The organism is Pseudomonas sp. Marseille-Q0931, assembly GCF_940789645.1.
Classification (GTDB): domain Bacteria; phylum Pseudomonadota; class Gammaproteobacteria; order Pseudomonadales; family Pseudomonadaceae; genus Aquipseudomonas.
The window spans coordinates 472,854-491,056 of sequence record NZ_CALNWT010000002.1 but is presented as its reverse complement, the minus strand read 5'-3'; the positions used below and the strand labels follow the sequence as shown (position 1 = coordinate 491,056).

At 63.7% G+C, this 18,203-nt stretch carries 16 protein-coding genes; 9 read left to right on the top strand and 7 right to left on the bottom strand.

Annotation, left to right across the window (positions count from 1 at the left end):
- Positions 1-3 precede the first annotated feature (3 nt).
- A complete protein-coding gene (gene ppk1, locus P3C50_RS08455) occupies positions 4-2,187 on the top strand; it encodes a polyphosphate kinase 1 (protein ID WP_275545648.1) in 2,184 nt (727 codons plus the stop codon).
- A gap of 484 nt (positions 2,188-2,671) precedes the next feature.
- On the opposite strand, the gene P3C50_RS08450 is transcribed toward ppk1, so the two are convergent.
- Entirely contained in the window at positions 2,672-3,640 is a 969-nt protein-coding gene (locus P3C50_RS08450; RefSeq protein ID WP_017363863.1) for a helix-turn-helix transcriptional regulator, read from the bottom strand.
- Between the two features lie 161 nt (positions 3,641-3,801).
- On the opposite strand from P3C50_RS08450, the gene P3C50_RS08445 reads away from it, so the two are divergent.
- The 3 genes from P3C50_RS08445 to P3C50_RS08435 all read left to right on the top strand — a co-directional run bounded on the left by P3C50_RS08445 (position 3,802) and on the right by P3C50_RS08435 (position 7,447).
- Positions 3,802-6,012 carry a TonB-dependent siderophore receptor gene (locus P3C50_RS08445; protein WP_275545647.1) on the top strand — a complete coding sequence of 737 codons (2,211 nt, stop codon included), beginning with the start codon at positions 3,802-3,804 and terminating at the stop codon, positions 6,010-6,012.
- 264 nt (positions 6,013-6,276) lie between these two features.
- On the top strand, positions 6,277-6,576 hold the full coding sequence (locus P3C50_RS08440; protein WP_197859031.1) for a DUF2218 domain-containing protein: 300 nt from the start codon (positions 6,277-6,279) through the stop codon (positions 6,574-6,576).
- Positions 6,566-7,447 carry an alpha/beta hydrolase gene (locus P3C50_RS08435; protein ID WP_197859032.1) on the top strand — a complete coding sequence of 294 codons (882 nt, stop codon included), beginning with the start codon at positions 6,566-6,568 and terminating at the stop codon, positions 7,445-7,447. The genes P3C50_RS08440 and P3C50_RS08435 overlap by 11 nt, the downstream gene beginning before the upstream one ends.
- A gap of 93 nt (positions 7,448-7,540) precedes the next feature.
- Here the strand turns inward: P3C50_RS08435 and ppx are convergent, their stop codons facing one another.
- From ppx to P3C50_RS08405, 6 genes are all read right to left on the bottom strand, one after another.
- Positions 7,541-9,043 (bottom strand): exopolyphosphatase, encoded by a 1,503-nt coding sequence (ppx, locus tag P3C50_RS08430; RefSeq protein WP_197859033.1) that lies wholly within the window; start codon positions 9,041-9,043, stop codon positions 7,541-7,543.
- A 97-nt stretch (positions 9,044-9,140) separates the two neighbouring features.
- Positions 9,141-9,650: an ureidoglycolate lyase gene (locus tag P3C50_RS08425; protein ID WP_197859034.1), complete on the bottom strand. Its 510-nt coding sequence runs from the start codon at positions 9,648-9,650 to the stop codon at positions 9,141-9,143.
- Positions 9,647-10,378 carry an amino acid ABC transporter ATP-binding protein gene (locus P3C50_RS08420; RefSeq protein WP_197859035.1) on the bottom strand — a complete coding sequence of 244 codons (732 nt, stop codon included), beginning with the start codon at positions 10,376-10,378 and terminating at the stop codon, positions 9,647-9,649. Before P3C50_RS08420 ends, P3C50_RS08425 begins: the two co-directional genes overlap by 4 nt.
- The gene (locus P3C50_RS08415; RefSeq protein ID WP_197859066.1) at positions 10,365-11,015 is read right to left on the bottom strand and encodes an amino acid ABC transporter permease; all 651 of its coding nucleotides are present in this window, start codon (positions 11,013-11,015) and stop codon (positions 10,365-10,367) included. Before P3C50_RS08415 ends, P3C50_RS08420 begins: the two co-directional genes overlap by 14 nt.
- Positions 11,012-11,677, bottom strand: coding sequence for an amino acid ABC transporter permease (locus P3C50_RS08410; protein ID WP_197859036.1), 666 nt, complete (start codon positions 11,675-11,677; stop codon positions 11,012-11,014). Before P3C50_RS08410 ends, P3C50_RS08415 begins: the two co-directional genes overlap by 4 nt.
- 20 nt (positions 11,678-11,697) lie before the next feature.
- Positions 11,698-12,483 carry a transporter substrate-binding domain-containing protein gene (locus P3C50_RS08405; protein WP_197859037.1) on the bottom strand — a complete coding sequence of 262 codons (786 nt, stop codon included), beginning with the start codon at positions 12,481-12,483 and terminating at the stop codon, positions 11,698-11,700.
- 286 nt (positions 12,484-12,769) lie between these two features.
- Here P3C50_RS08405 and P3C50_RS08400 point away from each other — a divergent pair, with 286 nt between their 5' ends.
- From P3C50_RS08400 to P3C50_RS08380, 5 genes are all read left to right on the top strand, one after another.
- Positions 12,770-13,474 carry a FadR/GntR family transcriptional regulator gene (locus P3C50_RS08400; RefSeq protein ID WP_197859038.1) on the top strand — a complete coding sequence of 235 codons (705 nt, stop codon included), beginning with the start codon at positions 12,770-12,772 and terminating at the stop codon, positions 13,472-13,474.
- 111 nt (positions 13,475-13,585) lie between these two features.
- The gene (gene trxA / locus P3C50_RS08395) at positions 13,586-13,912 is read left to right on the top strand and encodes a thioredoxin TrxA (RefSeq protein ID WP_037052882.1); all 327 of its coding nucleotides are present in this window, start codon (positions 13,586-13,588) and stop codon (positions 13,910-13,912) included.
- 232 nt (positions 13,913-14,144) lie between these two features.
- Entirely contained in the window at positions 14,145-15,404 is a 1,260-nt protein-coding gene (gene rho / locus P3C50_RS08390) for a transcription termination factor Rho (protein WP_013713520.1), read from the top strand.
- A 321-nt stretch (positions 15,405-15,725) separates the two neighbouring features.
- Positions 15,726-17,192, top strand: a complete 1,467-nt coding sequence (gene ubiD / locus P3C50_RS08385) for a 4-hydroxy-3-polyprenylbenzoate decarboxylase (RefSeq protein WP_275545646.1) — start codon at positions 15,726-15,728, stop codon at positions 17,190-17,192.
- Positions 17,192-18,160, top strand: a complete 969-nt coding sequence (locus P3C50_RS08380; RefSeq protein WP_197859040.1) for a CDP-6-deoxy-delta-3,4-glucoseen reductase — start codon at positions 17,192-17,194, stop codon at positions 18,158-18,160. The genes ubiD and P3C50_RS08380 overlap by 1 nt, the downstream gene beginning before the upstream one ends.
- Positions 18,161-18,203: the final 43 nt, after the last annotated feature.

Here is an 18,203-nt window from a genome sequence, read left to right as displayed (position 1 = left end):
GCGATGAACAGCGAAGGACTCAACAGCGAAGTGCTCGACAATAACCCGCCTCCGGCCGAGGTGGTCGCCGAGACGCCAGTGGTGGAAACCCCGCCGCCGGCGCCGATTCCCAGCCTGGATGACAGCAGCCTGTACATCCACCGTGAACTGTCGCAGCTGCAGTTCAATATCCGGGTGCTGGAGCAGGCGCTGGACGAGTCCTATCCGCTGCTCGAACGCCTGAAGTTCCTGCTGATCTTCTCCAGCAACCTCGACGAGTTCTTCGAGATTCGCGTCGCCGGCCTGAAGAAACAGATCAATTTCGCCCGTGAACAGGCCGGCGCGGATGGCCTGCAGCCGCACCAGGCGCTGGCGCGCATCAGCGAGCTGGTGCACGAGCAGGTCGAGCGGCAGTACGCCATCCTCAATGACACCCTGTTCCCGGCGCTAGCCAAGCACAACATCAACTTCATCCGCCGGCGGTTCTGGACCACCAAGCTCAAGGCCTGGGTGCGCCGTTATTTCCGCGACGAGATCGCGCCGATCATCACCCCCATCGGCCTCGACCCGACGCACCCCTTCCCGCTGCTGGTGAACAAGAGCCTGAACTTCATCGTCGAGCTGGAAGGCGTCGATGCCTTCGGTCGCGATTCCGGTCTGGCCATCATCCCGGCGCCACGCCTGCTGCCGCGTATCATCAAGGTCCCGGAAGACGTCGGCGGCCCCGGCGACAACTACGTGTTCCTGTCGTCGATGATCCACGCCCACGCCGATGACCTGTTCCAGGGCATGAAGGTCAAGGGCTGCTACCAGTTCCGCCTGACCCGTAACGCCGACCTGTCGGTGGATACCGAGGACGTCGAAGACCTGGCCCGCGCCCTGCGCGGCGAGCTGTTCAGCCGTCGCTATGGCGATGCGGTGCGCCTGGAGGTGGTCGACACCTGCCCGAAACACCTACGCGATCACCTGCTCAAGCAATTCGGCCTGACCGAGAGCGAGTTGTACCAGGTCAACGGCCCGGTCAACCTGACCCGGCTGTTCAGCATCACCGGCCTGGATAACCACCCGGAGCTGCAGTACGCGCCGTTCACTCCGGTGATCCCCAAGCTGCTGCAGAACGCCGAGAACATCTTCAGCGTGGTCAGTAAGCAGGACATCCTCCTGCTGCACCCCTTCGAGTCCTTCACCCCGGTGGTCGACCTGTTGCGCCAGGCGGCGAAAGACCCGCACGTGCTGGCGATCAAGCAGACCCTGTATCGCTCCGGTGCCAACTCGGAGATCGTCGACGCGCTGGTGGAAGCCGCGCGTAACGGCAAGGAAGTCACCGCGGTGATCGAGCTGCGTGCGCGCTTCGACGAAGAGTCCAACCTGGCCCTGGCCAGCCGTCTGCAGGCTGCCGGTGCGGTGGTGATTTATGGCGTGGTTGGCTTCAAGACTCACGCCAAGATGATGCTGATCCTGCGCCGCGAGAACGGCGAGATCGTCCGCTATGCGCATTTGGGCACCGGCAACTACCACGCCGGCAACGCCAAGCTGTACACCGACTACAGCCTGCTCACCGCCGACGTGGCTCTGGGCGAGGACGTGTCGAAGCTGTTCAGCCAGCTGATTGGCATGGGCAAGACCCTGCGCATGAAGAAACTGCTGCACGCGCCCTTCACCCTGAAGAAGACCCTGCTCGACCTGATCGCCAAGGAAACCGCAGCTGCAGCCGAAGGCAAGCCGGCGCACATCATCGCCAAGTTCAACTCGCTGACTGACGCCAAGGTGATCCGCGCGCTGTACAAGGCCAGCCAGACCGGGGTGAAGATCGACCTCGTGGTGCGCGGCATGTGCTGCCTGCGTCCGGGCATCGCCGGGGTATCGCACAATATCCAGGTGCGTTCGATCATCGGCCGCTTCCTCGAGCACACGCGGGTGTTCTACTTCCTCAATGGCGGTGACGAGAAAATCTACCTGTCCAGCGCCGACTGGATGGAGCGCAACCTCGACAAGCGCGTGGAGACCTGCTTCCCGGTGGAGGGCAAGAAGCTCATCACCCGGGTGAAGAAGGAGCTGGAAAGCTACCTGACCGACAACACCCAGGCCTGGGTACTGCAGCCGGACGGCCGCTACCTGCGTCAGCAGCCCACCGGCAACCAGAACCCGCGCAGCGCACAGTCCGGCTTGCTGGAAAAGCTCACCGCCCCGGTCGTCGTTGCTCGTTAAAAGCGGCCGCTTGCGGCCTTCTGATGACCCTCTCCCGCTTGCGGGAGAGGGTGGCCGAAGGCCGGGAGAGGGTTGAGGCCGCGTGTTGAAGCTTTTGAAGACACTGCTTCCTGCGCCGATGAACGCCTGATCACTGGCGATCGGGCCGGGGCGCGGAGCGGGTGCCCGAAGGCCGGAAGAGGGCTGGGAAGGCCGCGGGCGATAGTTTGGATAACTGCTCCTGCGCCGTTGAGGGCTTGATCGCTAGCCCTCTCCCCCGGCCCCTCTCCCGCAAGCGGGAGAGGGGAGAAAGCAGCCCGGCCGCATGTTTCGTAGGGTGCGCTGCCCCCTACACCGATGTGCGGCCGCAGCCCCTTACCTCTCCAGGCACAGGGGTAACTGACAGCTTTGCGGTGTTCTCAGCCCTCTCCCGTGAATGGGAGAGGAGCAAGACCAGAGCCTTGCCTTCCGCCTTTTCCCGGATTGCATCCGGGCTACGCTATCCCTACAACCTTGCCCGCACCTGCTTCGGGCTGATGCCGAACGCACGCTTGAACGCCGTGGAGAAGTTGGCGGCGCTGCTGTAGCCGGCGATCCAGGCGGCCTGGCCGACACTCACGCCCTGACGCTCCAGCGCCTCGCGTGCCTGTTGCAGCTTGCGCTGGCGCTGATACTCGAACAGCGAGGTGCCCTTGGCCGCCTGGAACTGACGCTGCAGGGTGCTGGCGCAGCAGCCGACCTCGTGGGCGATATCTTCCAGTGACCAGCCATCGGCCTCGCCGCTGTGCAGCAGTTCCAGGGTGCGGCGGATGCGCTGGTGCTCGTGCGGGCGCAGATTCGGCACTGCCTGAGTCGGCTGCCGGGTCATCAGGCTCAGCGCTTCGCCGGCGATCTCCAGAGCACGGCTTTCCAGGTAAAGATTTTCCAGCAGGCGATTGCCGCAGCCGGGATGCAGTACCTGTTCGGCCAGCGTCAGCAGGCGTGGCGACGGTTGCCAGCGCAGTACATTGAGTGGCCGGTAATTGCCCTGCAGCAACGCCTTCAGCTGCGCCTGGCCATCGAAGCCGCTCGATTCGAACCACTCCGGCGCCAGGCTCACCGAGACCTTGCGGATACGTTGGCCGCGGCGCGCGCGACGGGCAAACAGCATCGGCTCGTTGAGCGCGATGGTCACTCCCTCGCCGGCAGCGCCGGATGCTCCGAAGGTGAAGGGCCGACCGTCGTAGCTGACCTCGCTGCGCCCCTGCAGGAAGAGGATGAAATTCAGGTGCGGGCGCGCTTCGGTCTGGGTGGCGAAGTCCTGCAGCTCCTGGCAGTCCGAGCAATGCAGCGACAGGCCGCTGCGCAGCCTGCGCCAGCTCAGGTGACCCTGGAACAGACGGTCACGCGTGCGCTCGCCGTCCACCAGGCGAATGCGTTCATCGGCCAGGTTGGCCAGTTCTGCGGCGCGGACGATGGGAGCGTGGCTGGTCATCGATGACACCTCTGCATGCCTCTGGCGCAAAGAACAAATCCCTGCGCACAAACCTCTTGTTACAAACAGGGTGGCAGACTACGCCTCGCTATTTATTGATGCAAATCATTCGCATTGAATGTTGTGCCGGCGCATCATGCCGTGCACATCGGGGAGGGGGCATGTACCTGCAAACGCGTCATCATTCACTCAAACCCTTGGCCATCGCCATGCTGCTGGTTGTGCCGGCATTGGCGGCGGCTGCCGAGGAGCCGTTGCAACTGCAGGCCACCGAGGTGCTTGGCACCGCGCAGGAGGAGCTCAAGCAGGCGCTCGGCGTATCGGTGATCACCGCCGAGGACATCCAGAAAGCACCACCGGCGAACGACATCGCCGAGATCATCCGCAAGCAGCCGGGCGTCAACCTGACCGGCAACAGCGGTTCAGGCGCGCGTGGCAACAACCGCCAGATCGATATCCGTGGCATGGGCCCGGAGAACACCCTGATCCTGATCGATGGTAAGCCGGTGAGTTCACGCAATGCCGTGCGCTATGGCTGGCGCGGTGACCGCGACACCCGCGGCGACACCAACTGGGTGCCGGCCGAGCAGATCGAGCGTATCGAAGTGCTGCGCGGCCCGGCCGCTGCGCGCTATGGCAGCGGCGCTGCGGGTGGTGTGGTCAACATCATCACCAAGCAGGCCGGCCTGGAGCATCACGGCAACCTCAGCCTGTACGCCAACATGCCGCAGCACAGCGAGGAAGGCGCCACCCGGCGTTTCAACTTCGGCCTCAGCGGCCCGCTGGCGGAGAACATTTCCTATCGCGTCTACGGCAACCTGAACAAGACCGACTCGGACGACGCGGACATCAACGAAGGCCGCGCCGTCAGCACCAGCAACGCCGCGCTGGCGGGCCGCGAAGGTGTGCGCAACCGCGATGTCGACGGCACTTTGAGCTGGCGCCTGGACGAATCGCAGACCCTCGACCTGCAGGCCGGCTTCAGTCGCCAGGGCAACATCTACACCGGCGACAGCATGAACAACCTGAGCAGCAACGCGGGGATCAACAGCGCGCGCGCCGATTGGATCGGCCGTGAAACCAATCGCATGCTGCGCAACACCTACGCCATCACCCATCACGGCGACTGGGACTTCGGTAGCACGCTGAACTACCTGCAATACGAGCGCACGCGCAACAACCGCCTCAAGGAAGGCCTGGCCGGCGGTCCCGAAGGTGCTATCAATGGTAACGAGTTCGGCACCATCGAACTGCAAAGTCTGACCGCGCACAGTGAAGTCAGCCTGCCGCTGACAGCCCTGTTCGAGCAGGTGTTGACCCTCGGCGCCGAGTGGAACGAGCAACGCATGGAGGATGGCGTGTCCGATCTCGCTGCGATCCAGAGCATCGGCTATCCGACTCGTTTCGCCGGCAACATCGCCATGCGCACCGCATCGCTGTTCGTCGAGGACAATATCGAACTGCGCCCGGGCACCATGCTCACGCCAGGGCTGCGCTACGACCACAACAGCATCAGCGGCAGCAACTGGAGCCCATCGCTCAACCTGTCGCATCGCCTGGACGATAACTTCACCCTCAAGGCCGGTATCGCCCGCGCCTACAAGGTACCCAACCTGTATCAGAGCAACCCGTCCTATGCGCTCTACAGTAACGGCATCGGTTGCTGGGATTTCGTCGCCGGAGGCCCGGGCTGCTTCCTGGTGGGCAACGAGAATCTTGAGGCGGAAACCAGCGTCAACAAGGAGCTTGGTCTGGAGTTCGAGTCTGGTGAATATCAGGCCAGCCTGACCTGGTTCCGCAACGATTACCGCGACAAGGTCGAGGCCGGCCGCGTTCCGGTCGGTACGGTGGACTTCACGCAGGGCAGCGCTACCCGAGTGGCCAACGTGTTCCAGTGGAGCAACATTCCGCGTGCGGTGGTCGAGGGCTTCGAGGGCAACCTGAAGATGCCGCTGGCAAGCAGCCTGAGCTGGAACACCAACTTCACCTGGATGCTGCAATCGAAGAACAAGGAGACCGGCGAGCCGCTGTCGATCATCCCCGAGTTCACCGTCAACTCGACGCTGGACTGGCAGGTCAGCGACCCGCTGTCGTTGCAGACCACAGTGACCTGGTATGGCCGGCAGACGCCGGGCAAGTACGACTATCAGGGCAACTTGCTGACGGGCGACGCGCGCCGCGAAATTTCGCCCTACGCCCTGGTCGGCATCGGTGGCAACTATGCCATCGACAAGAACTGGAGCCTCGGTGCCGGCATCAGCAACCTGTTCGACAAGCGCCTGTACCGCGAGGGCAATAGCCGCGAGGCCGGCGCCTACACCTACAACGAACCGGGGCGCACCTTTTACGCCAGCATCAGCACCAGCTTCTGAGAAGCTATTCACGATCAGCTGCGCGTCGGCGCTGCTGCGTTAAAAACAGGGCTCGGAATGCTCATGTGCTACAGCACAGTCGCCCGCGACTCCGACCGTTCCTCGCCTGTTTTTACGGGCCGCCGTCGGTATTGCATCGCTCTAGCTCGCAAGATCGTGAACAGCTTCTGAGCGGACGAGGGAGTGGTTCAAGCCACTCCCTCGCCCTTGCGACAACCACGACAAAAGCGGGCCCACCCGCCACCACCTGATGAGCCTTACTGCATGATTCGATTTCAAGGTAGCGCGAGCACCGCTTCGGCCTCGCTGTACATGACCAAGCTGTGCAAGCACTTTCGCCACAAGATCGCCGTGGAGTTCGACGAGCGCAGTGCCGATGCGCAATTTCCCTTTGGCCGCTGCCTGATGCACGCCGAAGCCGATGCGCTGCATTTCGACTGTCAGGCCGACGATGCCGAGGCTGCCGCGCGCATCCGTTTCGTCCTCGACGATCATCTGGTGCGTTTCGCCCGCAAGGAGGGCCTGGCGATCATATGGAGAGAAGAGGCCGACGATGAAAGCTAGCGTTGCCCTGTTCGTCCTGGCGCTGTGCGCGTCGCTCGGCGTAGCCGCCGAAAGCTGGCAGCCGGCGACGCTGGTGCAGGCCGAGATGCGCGAGCTGCAGTCGCGGCACACCGGGCGCAGCTATCGACTGTATCTGTCGAAACCACAAGGTGAGGCGCCGGCGCAGGGTTACCCGGTGGTCTATGTGCTCGATGCCGAGCTGTTCTTCCCGCTGCTGGCGCAGCAGGCGCTGATGTATACGCCGCACGCGGCGCGTGACGGGCGCGAGGCGGTGCTGGTGGTTGGCATCGGCTATCCGGGGGATGCGCCTTTCGACATTCCGGCGCGGGCCGAGGACTACACGCCGCCAGCGCCGAACCTCGGCGATAGCCATGCCCGCGAGGGCGGCGCCGAACGGTTTCTGGACTTCATCGAGGGTGAGGTCAAACCCCTGGTGGCGTCACACTACAAGATCGATACACGGCGCCAGACCCTGTTCGGCCACTCCTATGGCGGCCTGTTCACGCTCTACACCTTGCTGTCACGGCCACAGGCGTTCCAGCGCTACGTTGCTGCCAGCCCGTCGTTGTGGTGGCACCGGCGCTACGCCTTCGATCTGCTGGAGACCTTCGCCAGTCAGGAGCCGCGTCCAAACGTTCGCCTGATGCTCAGCGTCGGTGCGGCCGAGCAGCCGGCGGCCGATGCGCCGCTGCTTGATGCGCGACAAAAACACCTGGCCGAGCGGCGCATGGTCGATAACACTCGGGAATTTCAGCAGCGCCTCGGCGCGCTGGGCGTGAACGCGCAATTGCTGCTGACGCCTGGCGAGGATCACGCCGGCAACGCCTTCGTCAGCAGCCTGCAGGTGCTGGATTTCGCGCTGCAGCGCTAGGGCGGGTGATGGTCGGTTTCACCCGCCCTACGGTACTCCCGATCAACGCACGCTCAATGTCAGCCGGTAGGGTGCGCCGTGCGCACCGCCTGATCAGCGCACGCTCAGTGTCAGGTCGATGCGCTTGAGCCACTCGGCCTCGGCTTCGAAATCCGCCTGGGTCAGCGGGTTGGCCGCCAGCCAGCCTTCGGGGAAGACGATCTCCAGACTGTCGTCGCCGGCCTTGAACTGCACCTGTGGCATGTCCTGCGTACCGCGGATGTGATGGAACAGGATGGCGAAGCGCAGCAGCACGCACAGGCGCATCAGCTTGATGCCTTCCTCGCCGAAGTCGGCGAACTTGTCCTTGGGAATGTTGCGCCGGTGGCCGCGCACCAGCAGGGCGAGCATCTGCTGATCCTGGCGCGAGAAGCCGGCCAGGTCGGAGTGCTCGATCAGGTAGGCACCGTGCTTGTGGTACTGGTAGTGAGCGATATCCAGGCCCACCTCGTGCACCTTGGCGCCCCAGCTCAGCAGTTCGCGGTGCCAGATGTCGGTCAGCCCCCAGTCGCTGGCGACCTTGTCCAGTGCCGACAGCGCCTTGGCCTCGACCCGGGCGGCCTGGTCGGTATCGACGTGGTAGCGCTCCATGAACGCGGCGAGGGTGCGCTCGCGCACGTCCTCGTGCTGGTGACGGCCGAGCAGGTCGTATAGCACGCCTTCGCGTAGCGCGCCTTCGGAGTGGCTCATGCGCTGGATGTCGCAGGCATCGAAGATGGCTTCGAGAATCGCCAGGCCGGCGGGGAAGATGCTGCGACGGTCCGGCTTGATACCGTCGAGGTCGAGCTTGTCCACCTCGCCGAGCTTGAACAGCTTGCGCTTGAGCCAGGCCAGGCCCTCGACCGTGACCTCGCCATTGCCCAGGCCGGCGGCCTTGGTCGCCAGACCGATGGCCTTGATGGTGCCGGAGGCGCCGACGGCGTCCTCCCAGCCGAGACGGCGCAGGCCCTGTTCGATGCCCATCAGTTCCAGGCGGGCGGCGGTATAGGCCTGGGCATAACGCGCCGGGGTGATCTTGCCGTCCTTGAAGTAACGCTGGGTGAAACTGACGCAGCCCATCTGCAGGCTCTCGCGCAGCAGCGGCTCGAAGCGTTGGCCGATGATGAACTCGGTGCTGCCGCCGCCAATGTCGGCAACCAGGCGCTTGCCGGGGGTGTCAGCGATGCTGTGGGAGACGCCCAAGTAGATAAGGCGTGCTTCCTCGCGGCCGGAGATCACCTCGACCTGGTGGCCGAGAATCTCCTCGGCACGGCGGATGAACACCGCGCGATTGCGCGCTTCGCGCAGGGCGTTGGTGCCGACGATGCGCACAGCGCCTTCCGGCAGGCTGTTGCTGAACTGGGCGAAGCGGCGCAGACAGTCCAGGCCGCGTTGCATCGCTTCCTCGCTGAGCTGGCGCTCGTCATCCAGGCCTGCCGCCAGCTGGACCTTGTCGCCGATGCGCTCGAGAATGCGGATCTCGTGATTGTCGGCCTTGGCCAGCACCATATGGAAACTGTTCGAGCCCAGGTCGATGGCGGCGATCAGGGGAAAACTCTCGGCAGGGGCTTGGGGCATGATTGCGGCATCTCGTTCGATTTCCGCGCATCCTGCCACGACTGAGCGCATGAGCCAACGCATTCGGATGTCGCATGAAACTGGTCTAGACCTGTGGTTATCGCAGGTTCAGCACGCTCAGCGGCTGTTTCAGAGGCTGTTCGTCGCAGTTGTGACCCTCGCCGCCGCGGTCCACCACCAGGAAGCGTCCTGGGTGTTGCAGGCACAGCAGCGGGTGGTGCCAGGTGCCGCGGGCGTAGTTCACGCCCTGGTCTGGCGCACTGATGAACGCACGTATTTTCGACTCGTCCAGCTCACCGGGCGAAGCGACGACGATCAGCATGCGCCCGCCGTCCACCGGATAGAACGCCTGGCTTCCCAGCGGGTGGCGTTCGAGCATGCGGATGGCGATGGGCGCGTGCCAGGCCTTGCCCTCGAACAGGTTGACCAGGGTGCGCGGCGCCTCGCCGGCCAACTCCACCTGCGCCAGGTCGTGGTAGCGCGTGGTGGTCCCGGCGTTGATCGCGAAGGCTTCGGCGCCGGCCGTTTCGATTACCTCACCGAAGGGCGCGAAGGCCTCGCGGGTCAGCGGCTCGACCTGCAGCGGCAGCGGGGCTGGCGCGTTCACTGGTTCACCGAGCCGATGAAGTTGCGCAGCTCTTCGGTCTGCGGGGCAGCGAACAGGGCCTTCGGATCGCCGATCTCGTGCACCTTGCCCTGGTGCATGAACACCAGCTTGTCGCCGACTTCGCGGGCGAAGCGCATCTCGTGGGTGACCATGATCAGGGTCATGCCCTCGCTGGCCAGTTGCTTGACTACCGCCAGCACCTCGTTGACCAATTCCGGGTCGAGCGCCGAGGTGATCTCGTCGCACAGCAGCACCCTGGGCGACATGGCCAGGGCGCGGGCGATGGCCACGCGTTGCTGCTGGCCGCCGGACAGGCGCTCGGGGTAGGCGTCGAACTTCTCCGCCAGGCCGACGCGCTCGAGCATCTGCCGGGCGATCCGCTCGGCCTCGGCACGCGGGGTCTTCTTCACTACCTGCGGCGCGAGCATGACGTTCTCGCCGACGGTCAGGTGCGGGAACAGGTTGAACTGCTGGAACACCATGCCGACCTTCTGCCGCAGGCTGCGCAGGTCGGCGCGGGCGGCGTCGATGTACTCGCCGTCGACTTCGATCACGCCGTCGTTGATCGACTCCAGTCCGTTCAGGGTGCGCAGGAAGGTGCTCTTGCCCGAGCCGCTGCGGCCGATGATGGCGACCACTTCGCCTTCCTCGACCTTGAGGTCGATGCCCTTGAGCACATGGTTGTCGCCGTAATACTTGTGCAGGGCGGTGACGTTAAGCAGTGACATTCAGCCTCCTTTCCAGGCGGTATGCAGCGAGCGAGAGCGGGTAGCAGAGCAGGAAGTAACCGAGGGCGACGAAGCCGTAGACCATGAACGGCTCGAAGGTGGCGTTGGCCAGCATGCTGCCGGTCTTGGTCAGCTCGGTGAAACCGATGATCGAGGTCACTGCGGTGCCCTTGACCACCTGCACCGAGAAGCCGACGGTGGGCGCCACGGCGATGCGCAGCGCCTGTGGCAGCACCACATGGCGCAGGGTTTCCAGGCGGCTCATGGCCAGGCTCTCGGATGCCTCCCACTGGCCACGGCTGATCGACTCGACACAACCACGCCAGATTTCGGCGAGAAAGGCGCTGGTGAACAGCGTCAGCGCAGTGGCCGCAGCCAGCCAGGGCGACACGTCCACCCCGAGCAGGGCGATGCCGAAGAAAACCAGGAACAGCTGCATCAATAGCGGCGTGCCCTGGAACAGTTCGATATAGCCGCGGGCGAGCATGCGCGGCGCCGACAGTTGCGACAGTCGCGCCAGCAACACCAGCAAGCCGGTGATGCCGCCACAGACGAAGGCCACCAGCGACAGCAGCAGCGTCCACTGCAGGCCGGTGAGCAGATTGCGCAGGATGTCCCAGAGGGTGAAGTCCATCAGCGAGCCCCCATGATGAAGCGGCGGCCAATCCAGGCCAGCAGTTGGCGAACCAGGATGGCCATGAGCAGATACAGCGCCGTGGTCAGCAGGTAGGTCTCGAAGGCGCGGAAATTGCGCGACTGGATGAAGTTGGCGGCGAACGACAGCTCCTCGGTGGAGATCTGCGAGCACACTGCCGAACCCAGCATGACGATGATGATCTGGCTCGACAGCGCCGGCCACACCTTGCCCAGTGCCGGGCGCAGCACCACGTGGCGGAAGGTCTCGAAGCGGCTCATGGCCAGTGCGCTGGCGGCTTCGAGCTGGCCGTGCGGGATGGCCTGGATGCCGGCGCGGATGATCTCCGTGGAGTAGGCGCCGAGGTTGATCACCATGGCCAGCACCGCCGCTTCCCACTCGCTCAGGCGTACGCCGAGCGAGGGCAGGCCGAAGAAGATGAAGAACAGCTGAACGATGAACGGTGTGTTGCGGATCAGCTCCACATAGACGCCAAAAATCCGGTCGAACGGGCGGATGCGCCAGGCGCGCAGTATCGCCCCGACGATGCCGAGACCGACCCCCAGCAGGGTGCCGATCGCCGTCAGCGCGAGGGTGAAGGCCGCGCCCTGCAGCAGCAGGTCGCTGTGCTGCAGGACTGCGGCGAAATCGAACTGGTATGCCATGGCTCAGTTCCCCGCGCGGCTCAGAGGTCGGCCGGCAGCGGTTGCTTCAGCCACTTCTGGCTCAGTGCCTCGAGGCTGCCATCGGCCTTGGCGTCGGTAATGATGGCGTTGACCTTGTCCCGCAGCGCGGCCTGGTTCTTGTTCACGCCAACGTAAACCGGCGAATCCTTGAGCTTGATCTTCATGTTCGGCACACGCTTGGGGTTCTTCTCGGCGATGGCCACCATCACCACGTTGCCGCTGGCGATCAATTCGACCTGGCCGGAGAGGTAGGCGGCGATGGTCGAGTTGTTGTCCTCGAAGCGCTTGATGGTGGCGCCTTTCGGCGCGACGTTGCTCAGTTCGATGTCTTCGATGGAGCCGCGGGTGACGCTGATCGTCTTGCCGGCGAGGTCGTCGAGGCTGGCGATGGCGGCGTCTTCCGGGCCGAACACGCCGAGGTAGAAGGGCGCGTAGGCCGCGGCGAAATCAATCACCGCCTCACGCTCGGGGTTCTTGCCGAGGCTGGAGATCACCAGATCGACCTTGCCGGTGGTGAGGAAGGGGATGCGGTTGGTGCTGTTGACCGGGGTCAGCTCCAGTTTCACCGCCAGCTTGTCGGCCAGCAGCTGCGCGGTGTCGATATCCAGGCCGCGCGGTTTCATGTCCGGGCCGACCGAGCCGAACGGCGGGAAATCCTGCGGTACGGCAACTTTCAGTACGCCGGCCTTGCCGATGTCCTCCAGTGCATCGGCGTGAACGGTGCTGGCGCCGAAGGCCAGGGCGGCGAAGAGGGTACCTAGCAAGGTGCGGTGAAAGGTGCGCATGTCGAACTCCCGATCGATGAAGGAAAACTCAAGTGTTTTGCTTGGCTCATGCACTGCATCGCCTGTGCCAGGTTCAGGGAATTCAGGGCTCTCATCGCTACAGGCGAGTGACGATAAGGTCTTACTGGTCTGAACAGTTGGCATTGCTGACCAAATGGTCAGAAGCGCTCCTGTGCCATCTCGGTGCGTTCTCTGGTGAGCTGTGCCACAAGGGGGCGTCGCTTGCCTGGAGCGCTATTCAGGCCTTACAAAGGCGGCTTCACTGGACTGACCGGCCCGAACAGCCATGAATGCTTCTGCTCCCCGCGCGGTACCCGAGTACGCCCTGCAGGCGATCCGCCGTCTGATCGAGGAGGAAGGCTATCGTCCTGGCGATGCGCTGCCTTCGCAGCGCGATCTGTCCGAGCGCCTGGGTGTCAGCCGTGCCTCGCTGCGCGAGGCGCTGTCATCGCTTAGCGCGCTGGGCCTGGTCAGCGTGCAGGCCGGCAAGGGCGTATTCGTCCAGCAGGCGCCGAAAGTGGAGGGGGCCGGCGGTTTCGTCTGGCCGTTCGCCGCGCAGGTGTCGGCCGCCGATACCTTTCAGTTGCGCTTCGCTCTGGAGGGATTCGCCTGTGGCCTGGCTGCCGGGGTGATGACCGCCGAGGAGCTGGACATTCTCGAAGACAACGTCGAGCAGATGCGCCGTGAGCTGCGCGCTGGCGATTTCGCCCAGGCGACGCGCCTGGACTTCGAGTTCCACCAGCGCATCCTAGCTGCCAGCGGCAACCAGGCGATGTTCGCCCTGGTGACCTCCAGTGCGGACATCTTCCTGGAAAGCCAGAAGCTGCCGTTCATCCGACCGGAGCGGGCGATGGAAACCTGGCAGGAGCACCGCAAGATTCTCAAAGCCCTGGCCCGGCACGCCGCCGGCCCGGCGCAGAAGGCCATGCAGCAGCATATCCGCGCCGCTGCGCTGCGCACCGGCATCGCATTCGCCACACTTGGCGATTGAGGCGTACATTAGCGGCTATTGAAAGGCTCAATCGTCAGCGCCTTTCGGTGTCACTCAAGCCGGGCTATGATGGCGCCACTTTTTTTGCTTCCGAATATACGGAGACTCCTCATGAGCGAATTCATCACCAACGTCAGCGACGCCAGCTTCGACCAGGACGTCATCCAGGCTGAGGGTCCGGTTCTGGTCGACTACTGGGCTGAATGGTGCGGCCCGTGCAAGATGATTGCACCGGTGCTCGACGAGATCGCCAAGGAATACCAAGGCAAACTCAAGGTGTGCAAACTCAACATCGACGAGAATCAGGAAACCCCGCCGAAGTACGGCGTACGCGGTATCCCGACCCTGATGCTGTTCAAGAACGGCAATGTCGAAGCGACCAAGGTCGGCGCACTGTCCAAGTCGCAGCTGGCTGCATTCCTCGACAGCAACATCTGAGTCGAGTCGCACTGGAGAAGCCCCGCTAAATTGCGGGGTTTTTTCATTTTCGGGGCTAGACGCTGTTTTTTCACGGTGTTAAATTCGGCCTCGCTGCATCCTCCATGCAGCTCTCTGCATGCCGTCGCCGATTCATTCCTATACGAACTCGTTCGCGATCCTGTCGCCTTCTCTGCGGCGCGGCTTCTCAAGCTAACAGCTTTCTTCTCCTCTCGATGATCACGTCATTCCTATGAATCTGACCGAACTCAAGCAAAAGCCGATTGCCGAACTGCTGGACATGGCCGAACAGATGGGCCTGGAAAACATGGCCCGTTCGCGCAAGCAGGACATCATCTTCGCCCTGCTGAAAAAGCATGCCAAAAGCGGCGAGGAAATTTCCGGTGACGGCGTGCTGGAGATCCTCCAGGACGGTTTCGGCTTCCTGCGTAGCGCCGACTCCTCCTACCTGGCGGGCCCTGATGACATTTACGTCTCGCCCAGCCAGATCCGCCGTTTCAACCTGCGTACCGGTGACACCATCGTCGGCAAGATCCGTCCGCCGAAGGAAGGCGAGCGTTACTTCGCCCTGCTCAAGGTCGACAGCATCAACTTCGACCGCCCGGAAAACGCCAAGAACAAGATCCTGTTCGAGAACCTCACGCCGCTGTTCCCGAATCAGCGCCTGACCATGGAGGCCGGCAACGGCTCCACCGAGGACATCACCGGCCGTGTGATCGACCTCTGCGCGCCGATCGGCAAGGGCCAGCGCGGCCTGATCGTCGCCCCGCCGAAAGCGGGCAAGACCATCATGCTGCAGAACATCGCCTCGAACATCACGCGTAACAACCCGGAAGTGCACCTGATCGTTCTGCTGATCGACGAGCGCCCGGAAGAAGTGACCGAGATGCAGCGCACCGTGCGCGGCGAAGTGGTCGCCTCCACCTTCGACGAGCCGCCGACCCGCCACGTGCAGGTCGCCGAAATGGTGATCGAGAAGGCCAAGCGCCTGGTCGAGCACAAGAAGGATGTGGTCATTCTGCTCGACTCCATCACCCGTCTGGCGCGCGCCTACAACACCGTGATCCCGAGCTCCGGCAAGGTGCTCACCGGTGGTGTCGACGCCCACGCCCTGGAGAAGCCCAAGCGCTTCTTCGGCGCCGCGCGTAACATCGAGGAAGGCGGCAGCCTGACCATCCTCGCCACCGCGCTGATCGAAACCGGCTCGAAGATGGACGAGGTGATCTACGAGGAATTCAAGGGCACCGGCAACATGGAGCTGATCCTGGATCGCCGCGTGGCCGAGAAGCGCACCTTCCCAGCGATCAACATCAACAAGTCCGGCACCCGCCGCGAAGAGTTGCTGACCGGTGAGGAAGAGCTGTCGCGCATGTGGATTCTGCGCAAGCTGCTGCACCCGATGGATGAAATCGCGGCGATCGAGTTCCTGATCGACAAGCTGAAAGCGACCAAGACTAACGATGAGTTCTTCCTGTCGATGAAGCGCAAGTAAGACGTTGCGCTGTGCCACAAGGCCGGGGACACCCGTAATGTTGTTCACGTAAGAAAAGGTCGAACGCGATCAGTCCCCTCGCCCCTCCGGGGAGAGGGTTAGGGAGAGGGGAAAGCTGGCTGTTTTGCGGTGTTTCCGGCCCTCTCCCCCAGCCCCTCTCCCATACATGGGAGAGGGGAGCTAAATGCGTACAGCCTTAAGTGAACAGCATTCCGGGGAAACCCGGCCTTGTCGTTTCTGCGGCTTTCAAGCCTTCTGAAAGCCCGACTTCGGCGCTAAACTTTGCGGCCGACTCCTGCCTGTCCGACACGAGGCTCCTGCATGCAGTATCGCGACCTGCGCGACTTCATCCGTGAACTGGAAAAGCGCGGCGAACTCAAGCGCATCCAGACCCCGGTATCGCCCGTTCTGGAAATGACCGAAATCTGCGACCGCACCCTGCGCAAGGGCGGCCCGGCGCTGCTGTTCGAAAAACCAAGCGGCTTCGATGTGCCGGTACTCGGCAACCTGTTCGGCACGCCCAAGCGCGTGGCGCTGGGTATGGGCGCCGAGGATGTGTCCGAGCTGCGCGAGATCGGCAAGCTGCTGGCCTTTCTCAAGGAGCCGGAGCCGCCGAAGGGCCTCAAGGACGCCTGGAGCAAGCTGCCGATCTTCAAGAAGGTCATCTCCATGGCGCCCAAGGTGGTCAAGGACGCGCCCTGCCATGAAGTGATCGAGGAGGGCGATGATGTCGACCTGACCAAGCTGCCGATCCAGCATTGCTGGCCGGGCGACGTGGCGCCGCTGATCACCTGGGGCCTGACCATCACCAAGGGCCCTAACAAGGAGCGGCAGAACCTTGGCATCTATCGCCAGCAGGTGATCGGCCGCAACAAGGTGATCATGCGCTGGCTCAGCCATCGCGGCGGCGCGCTGGATTACCGCGAGTGGTGCCAGAAGCATCCGGACAAGCCTTACCCGGTGTGCGTCGCGCTGGGTGCTGACCCAGCGACCATTCTCGGCGCTGTGACGCCAGTGCCCGATACCCTCTCCGAATATGCCTTTGCCGGCCTGCTGCGTGGTCATCGCACCGAGCTGATCAAGGCTCGCGGCAGCGACCTGCAGGTGCCGGCCAGTGCCGAGATCGTCCTCGAGGGCGTGATCCATCCGGGCGAGACCGCGCCGGAAGGCCCCTACGGCGACCACACCGGCTACTACAACGAGGTCGACACCTTCCCGGTGTTCACCGTCGAGCGCATCACCCGGCGCCGCGATCCGATCTATCACAGCACCTACACCGGCCGCCCGCCGGATGAGCCGGCGATCCTCGGCGTGGCGCTGAACGAAGTGTTCGTGCCGATCCTGCAGAAGCAATTCCCCGAGATCACCGACTTCTATCTGCCGCCGGAAGGCTGCTCCTACCGCATGGCGGTGGTGACCATGAAGAAACAGTACCCGGGCCACGCCAAGCGCGTAATGCTCGGTGTCTGGTCGTTCCTGCGACAGTTCATGTACACCAAGTTCGTTATCGTCACCGACGACGATATCAACGCACGGGATTGGAATGACGTGATCTGGGCGATTACCACGCGCATGGACCCCAAGCGCGACACGGTGATGATCGACAACACACCGATCGACTACCTCGACTTCGCCTCGCCGATTTCCGGCCTGGGCTCGAAGATGGGCCTGGACGCCACCCACAAGTGGCCCGGCGAGACCAAGCGCGAGTGGGGCCGCGCCATCGAGAAGGATCCGGCCGTGGTGGCGCGTGTCGACGAGCTGTGGAGCGAGCTGGGAATCGATTGATGAATGTCACCCTGCAACCCTCCGGCATCACTCTCGCTTTGCAACCCGGCGAACGTATCCTCGATGGCGCCCGCCGTCTGGGCTACGACTGCCCGCAAAGCTGCCGCAATGGCAACTGCCATATCTGCGCCGCCTTGCTGGTAGAGGGACGGGTGCGGCAGAACGAGGTGGAACTGGATCATGGCGAGCTGTTCACCTGCCTCGCCGAGCCGCTGGAGGATTGCGTGCTGCACTGGGATGGCGTGCTGGCTCCGGGCGAGCTGCCGGTGCGCGAACTGAGCTGCCAGGTGATCGAATGCCTGGAGGTAGGTGGCGACGTATTCCGCGTGCGCCTGCGTACGCCTGCGGGCAAGGCGCCTCGCTACCATGCCGGGCAATACCTGCTGCTGCAGCGCCCCGATGGCGAGATGGCGGCCTTTTCCCTGGCCTCGGCGCCGCATGCCGGGCGTGAGCTGGAGCTGCATATCCTCGCCCGCGAGGACAGCAGCATCGCCCTGCTGGAGCAACTGCGCAGCACAGGCATCGCCCGGGTGCAAATGCCTTACGGGGACACCCACCTCGCCGACCTACCCAATGGCCCGCTGGTTCTGATCGCCGCCGGTACCGGCATGGGCCAGATGCACAGCCTGATCGAGCACTGCCGCGCTGCCGGTTTCGCCCACCCGGTACACCTGTACTGGGGCGCGCGTCGTCCTGAAGACTTCTATGAACTGCCGCATTGGGCCGAGTGGCAGCAGCTGGACAACCTGCACCTGCACCAGGTGGTCAGCGACCAGTGTGGCTGGCAGGGCCGTTGCGGCCTGCTGCACGAAGCGGTGCACGAAGACTTCCCCAACCTCAAGTCCCTGCACGTCTATACCAGTGGTTCACCGGCCATGGTCTACGCCACGCTCGATGCGCTGGTCGAAGCCGGGATGGACGCCCACCAGATGCGCGCCGACGTATTCGCCTACGCGCCGCGAGGCTGAATGAAAAAGCCGCCCTCGGGCGGCTTTTTCATATCGATCCGAC

What these genes read in the sequence shown, in the direction of transcription:
- ppk1 (WP_275545648.1), top strand. Translation starts at nt 4, where the DNA reads ATGAACAGCGAAGGACTCAACAGCGAAGTGCTCGACAATAACCCGCCT.
- P3C50_RS08450 (WP_017363863.1), bottom strand. Translation starts at nt 3,640, where the DNA reads ATGACCAGCCACGCTCCCATCGTCCGCGCCGCAGAACTGGCCAACCTG.
- P3C50_RS08445 (WP_275545647.1), top strand. Translation starts at nt 3,802, where the DNA reads ATGTACCTGCAAACGCGTCATCATTCACTCAAACCCTTGGCCATCGCC.
- P3C50_RS08440 (WP_197859031.1), top strand. Translation starts at nt 6,277, where the DNA reads ATGATTCGATTTCAAGGTAGCGCGAGCACCGCTTCGGCCTCGCTGTAC.
- P3C50_RS08435 (WP_197859032.1), top strand. Translation starts at nt 6,566, where the DNA reads ATGAAAGCTAGCGTTGCCCTGTTCGTCCTGGCGCTGTGCGCGTCGCTC.
- ppx (WP_197859033.1), bottom strand. Translation starts at nt 9,043, where the DNA reads ATGCCCCAAGCCCCTGCCGAGAGTTTTCCCCTGATCGCCGCCATCGAC.
- P3C50_RS08420 (WP_197859035.1), bottom strand. Translation starts at nt 10,378, where the DNA reads ATGTCACTGCTTAACGTCACCGCCCTGCACAAGTATTACGGCGACAAC.
- P3C50_RS08410 (WP_197859036.1), bottom strand. Translation starts at nt 11,677, where the DNA reads ATGGCATACCAGTTCGATTTCGCCGCAGTCCTGCAGCACAGCGACCTG.
- P3C50_RS08405 (WP_197859037.1), bottom strand. Translation starts at nt 12,483, where the DNA reads ATGCGCACCTTTCACCGCACCTTGCTAGGTACCCTCTTCGCCGCCCTG.
- P3C50_RS08400 (WP_197859038.1), top strand. Translation starts at nt 12,770, where the DNA reads ATGAATGCTTCTGCTCCCCGCGCGGTACCCGAGTACGCCCTGCAGGCG.
- trxA (WP_037052882.1), top strand. Translation starts at nt 13,586, where the DNA reads ATGAGCGAATTCATCACCAACGTCAGCGACGCCAGCTTCGACCAGGAC.
- rho (WP_013713520.1), top strand. Translation starts at nt 14,145, where the DNA reads ATGAATCTGACCGAACTCAAGCAAAAGCCGATTGCCGAACTGCTGGAC.
- ubiD (WP_275545646.1), top strand. Translation starts at nt 15,726, where the DNA reads ATGCAGTATCGCGACCTGCGCGACTTCATCCGTGAACTGGAAAAGCGC.
- P3C50_RS08380 (WP_197859040.1), top strand. Translation starts at nt 17,192, where the DNA reads ATGAATGTCACCCTGCAACCCTCCGGCATCACTCTCGCTTTGCAACCC.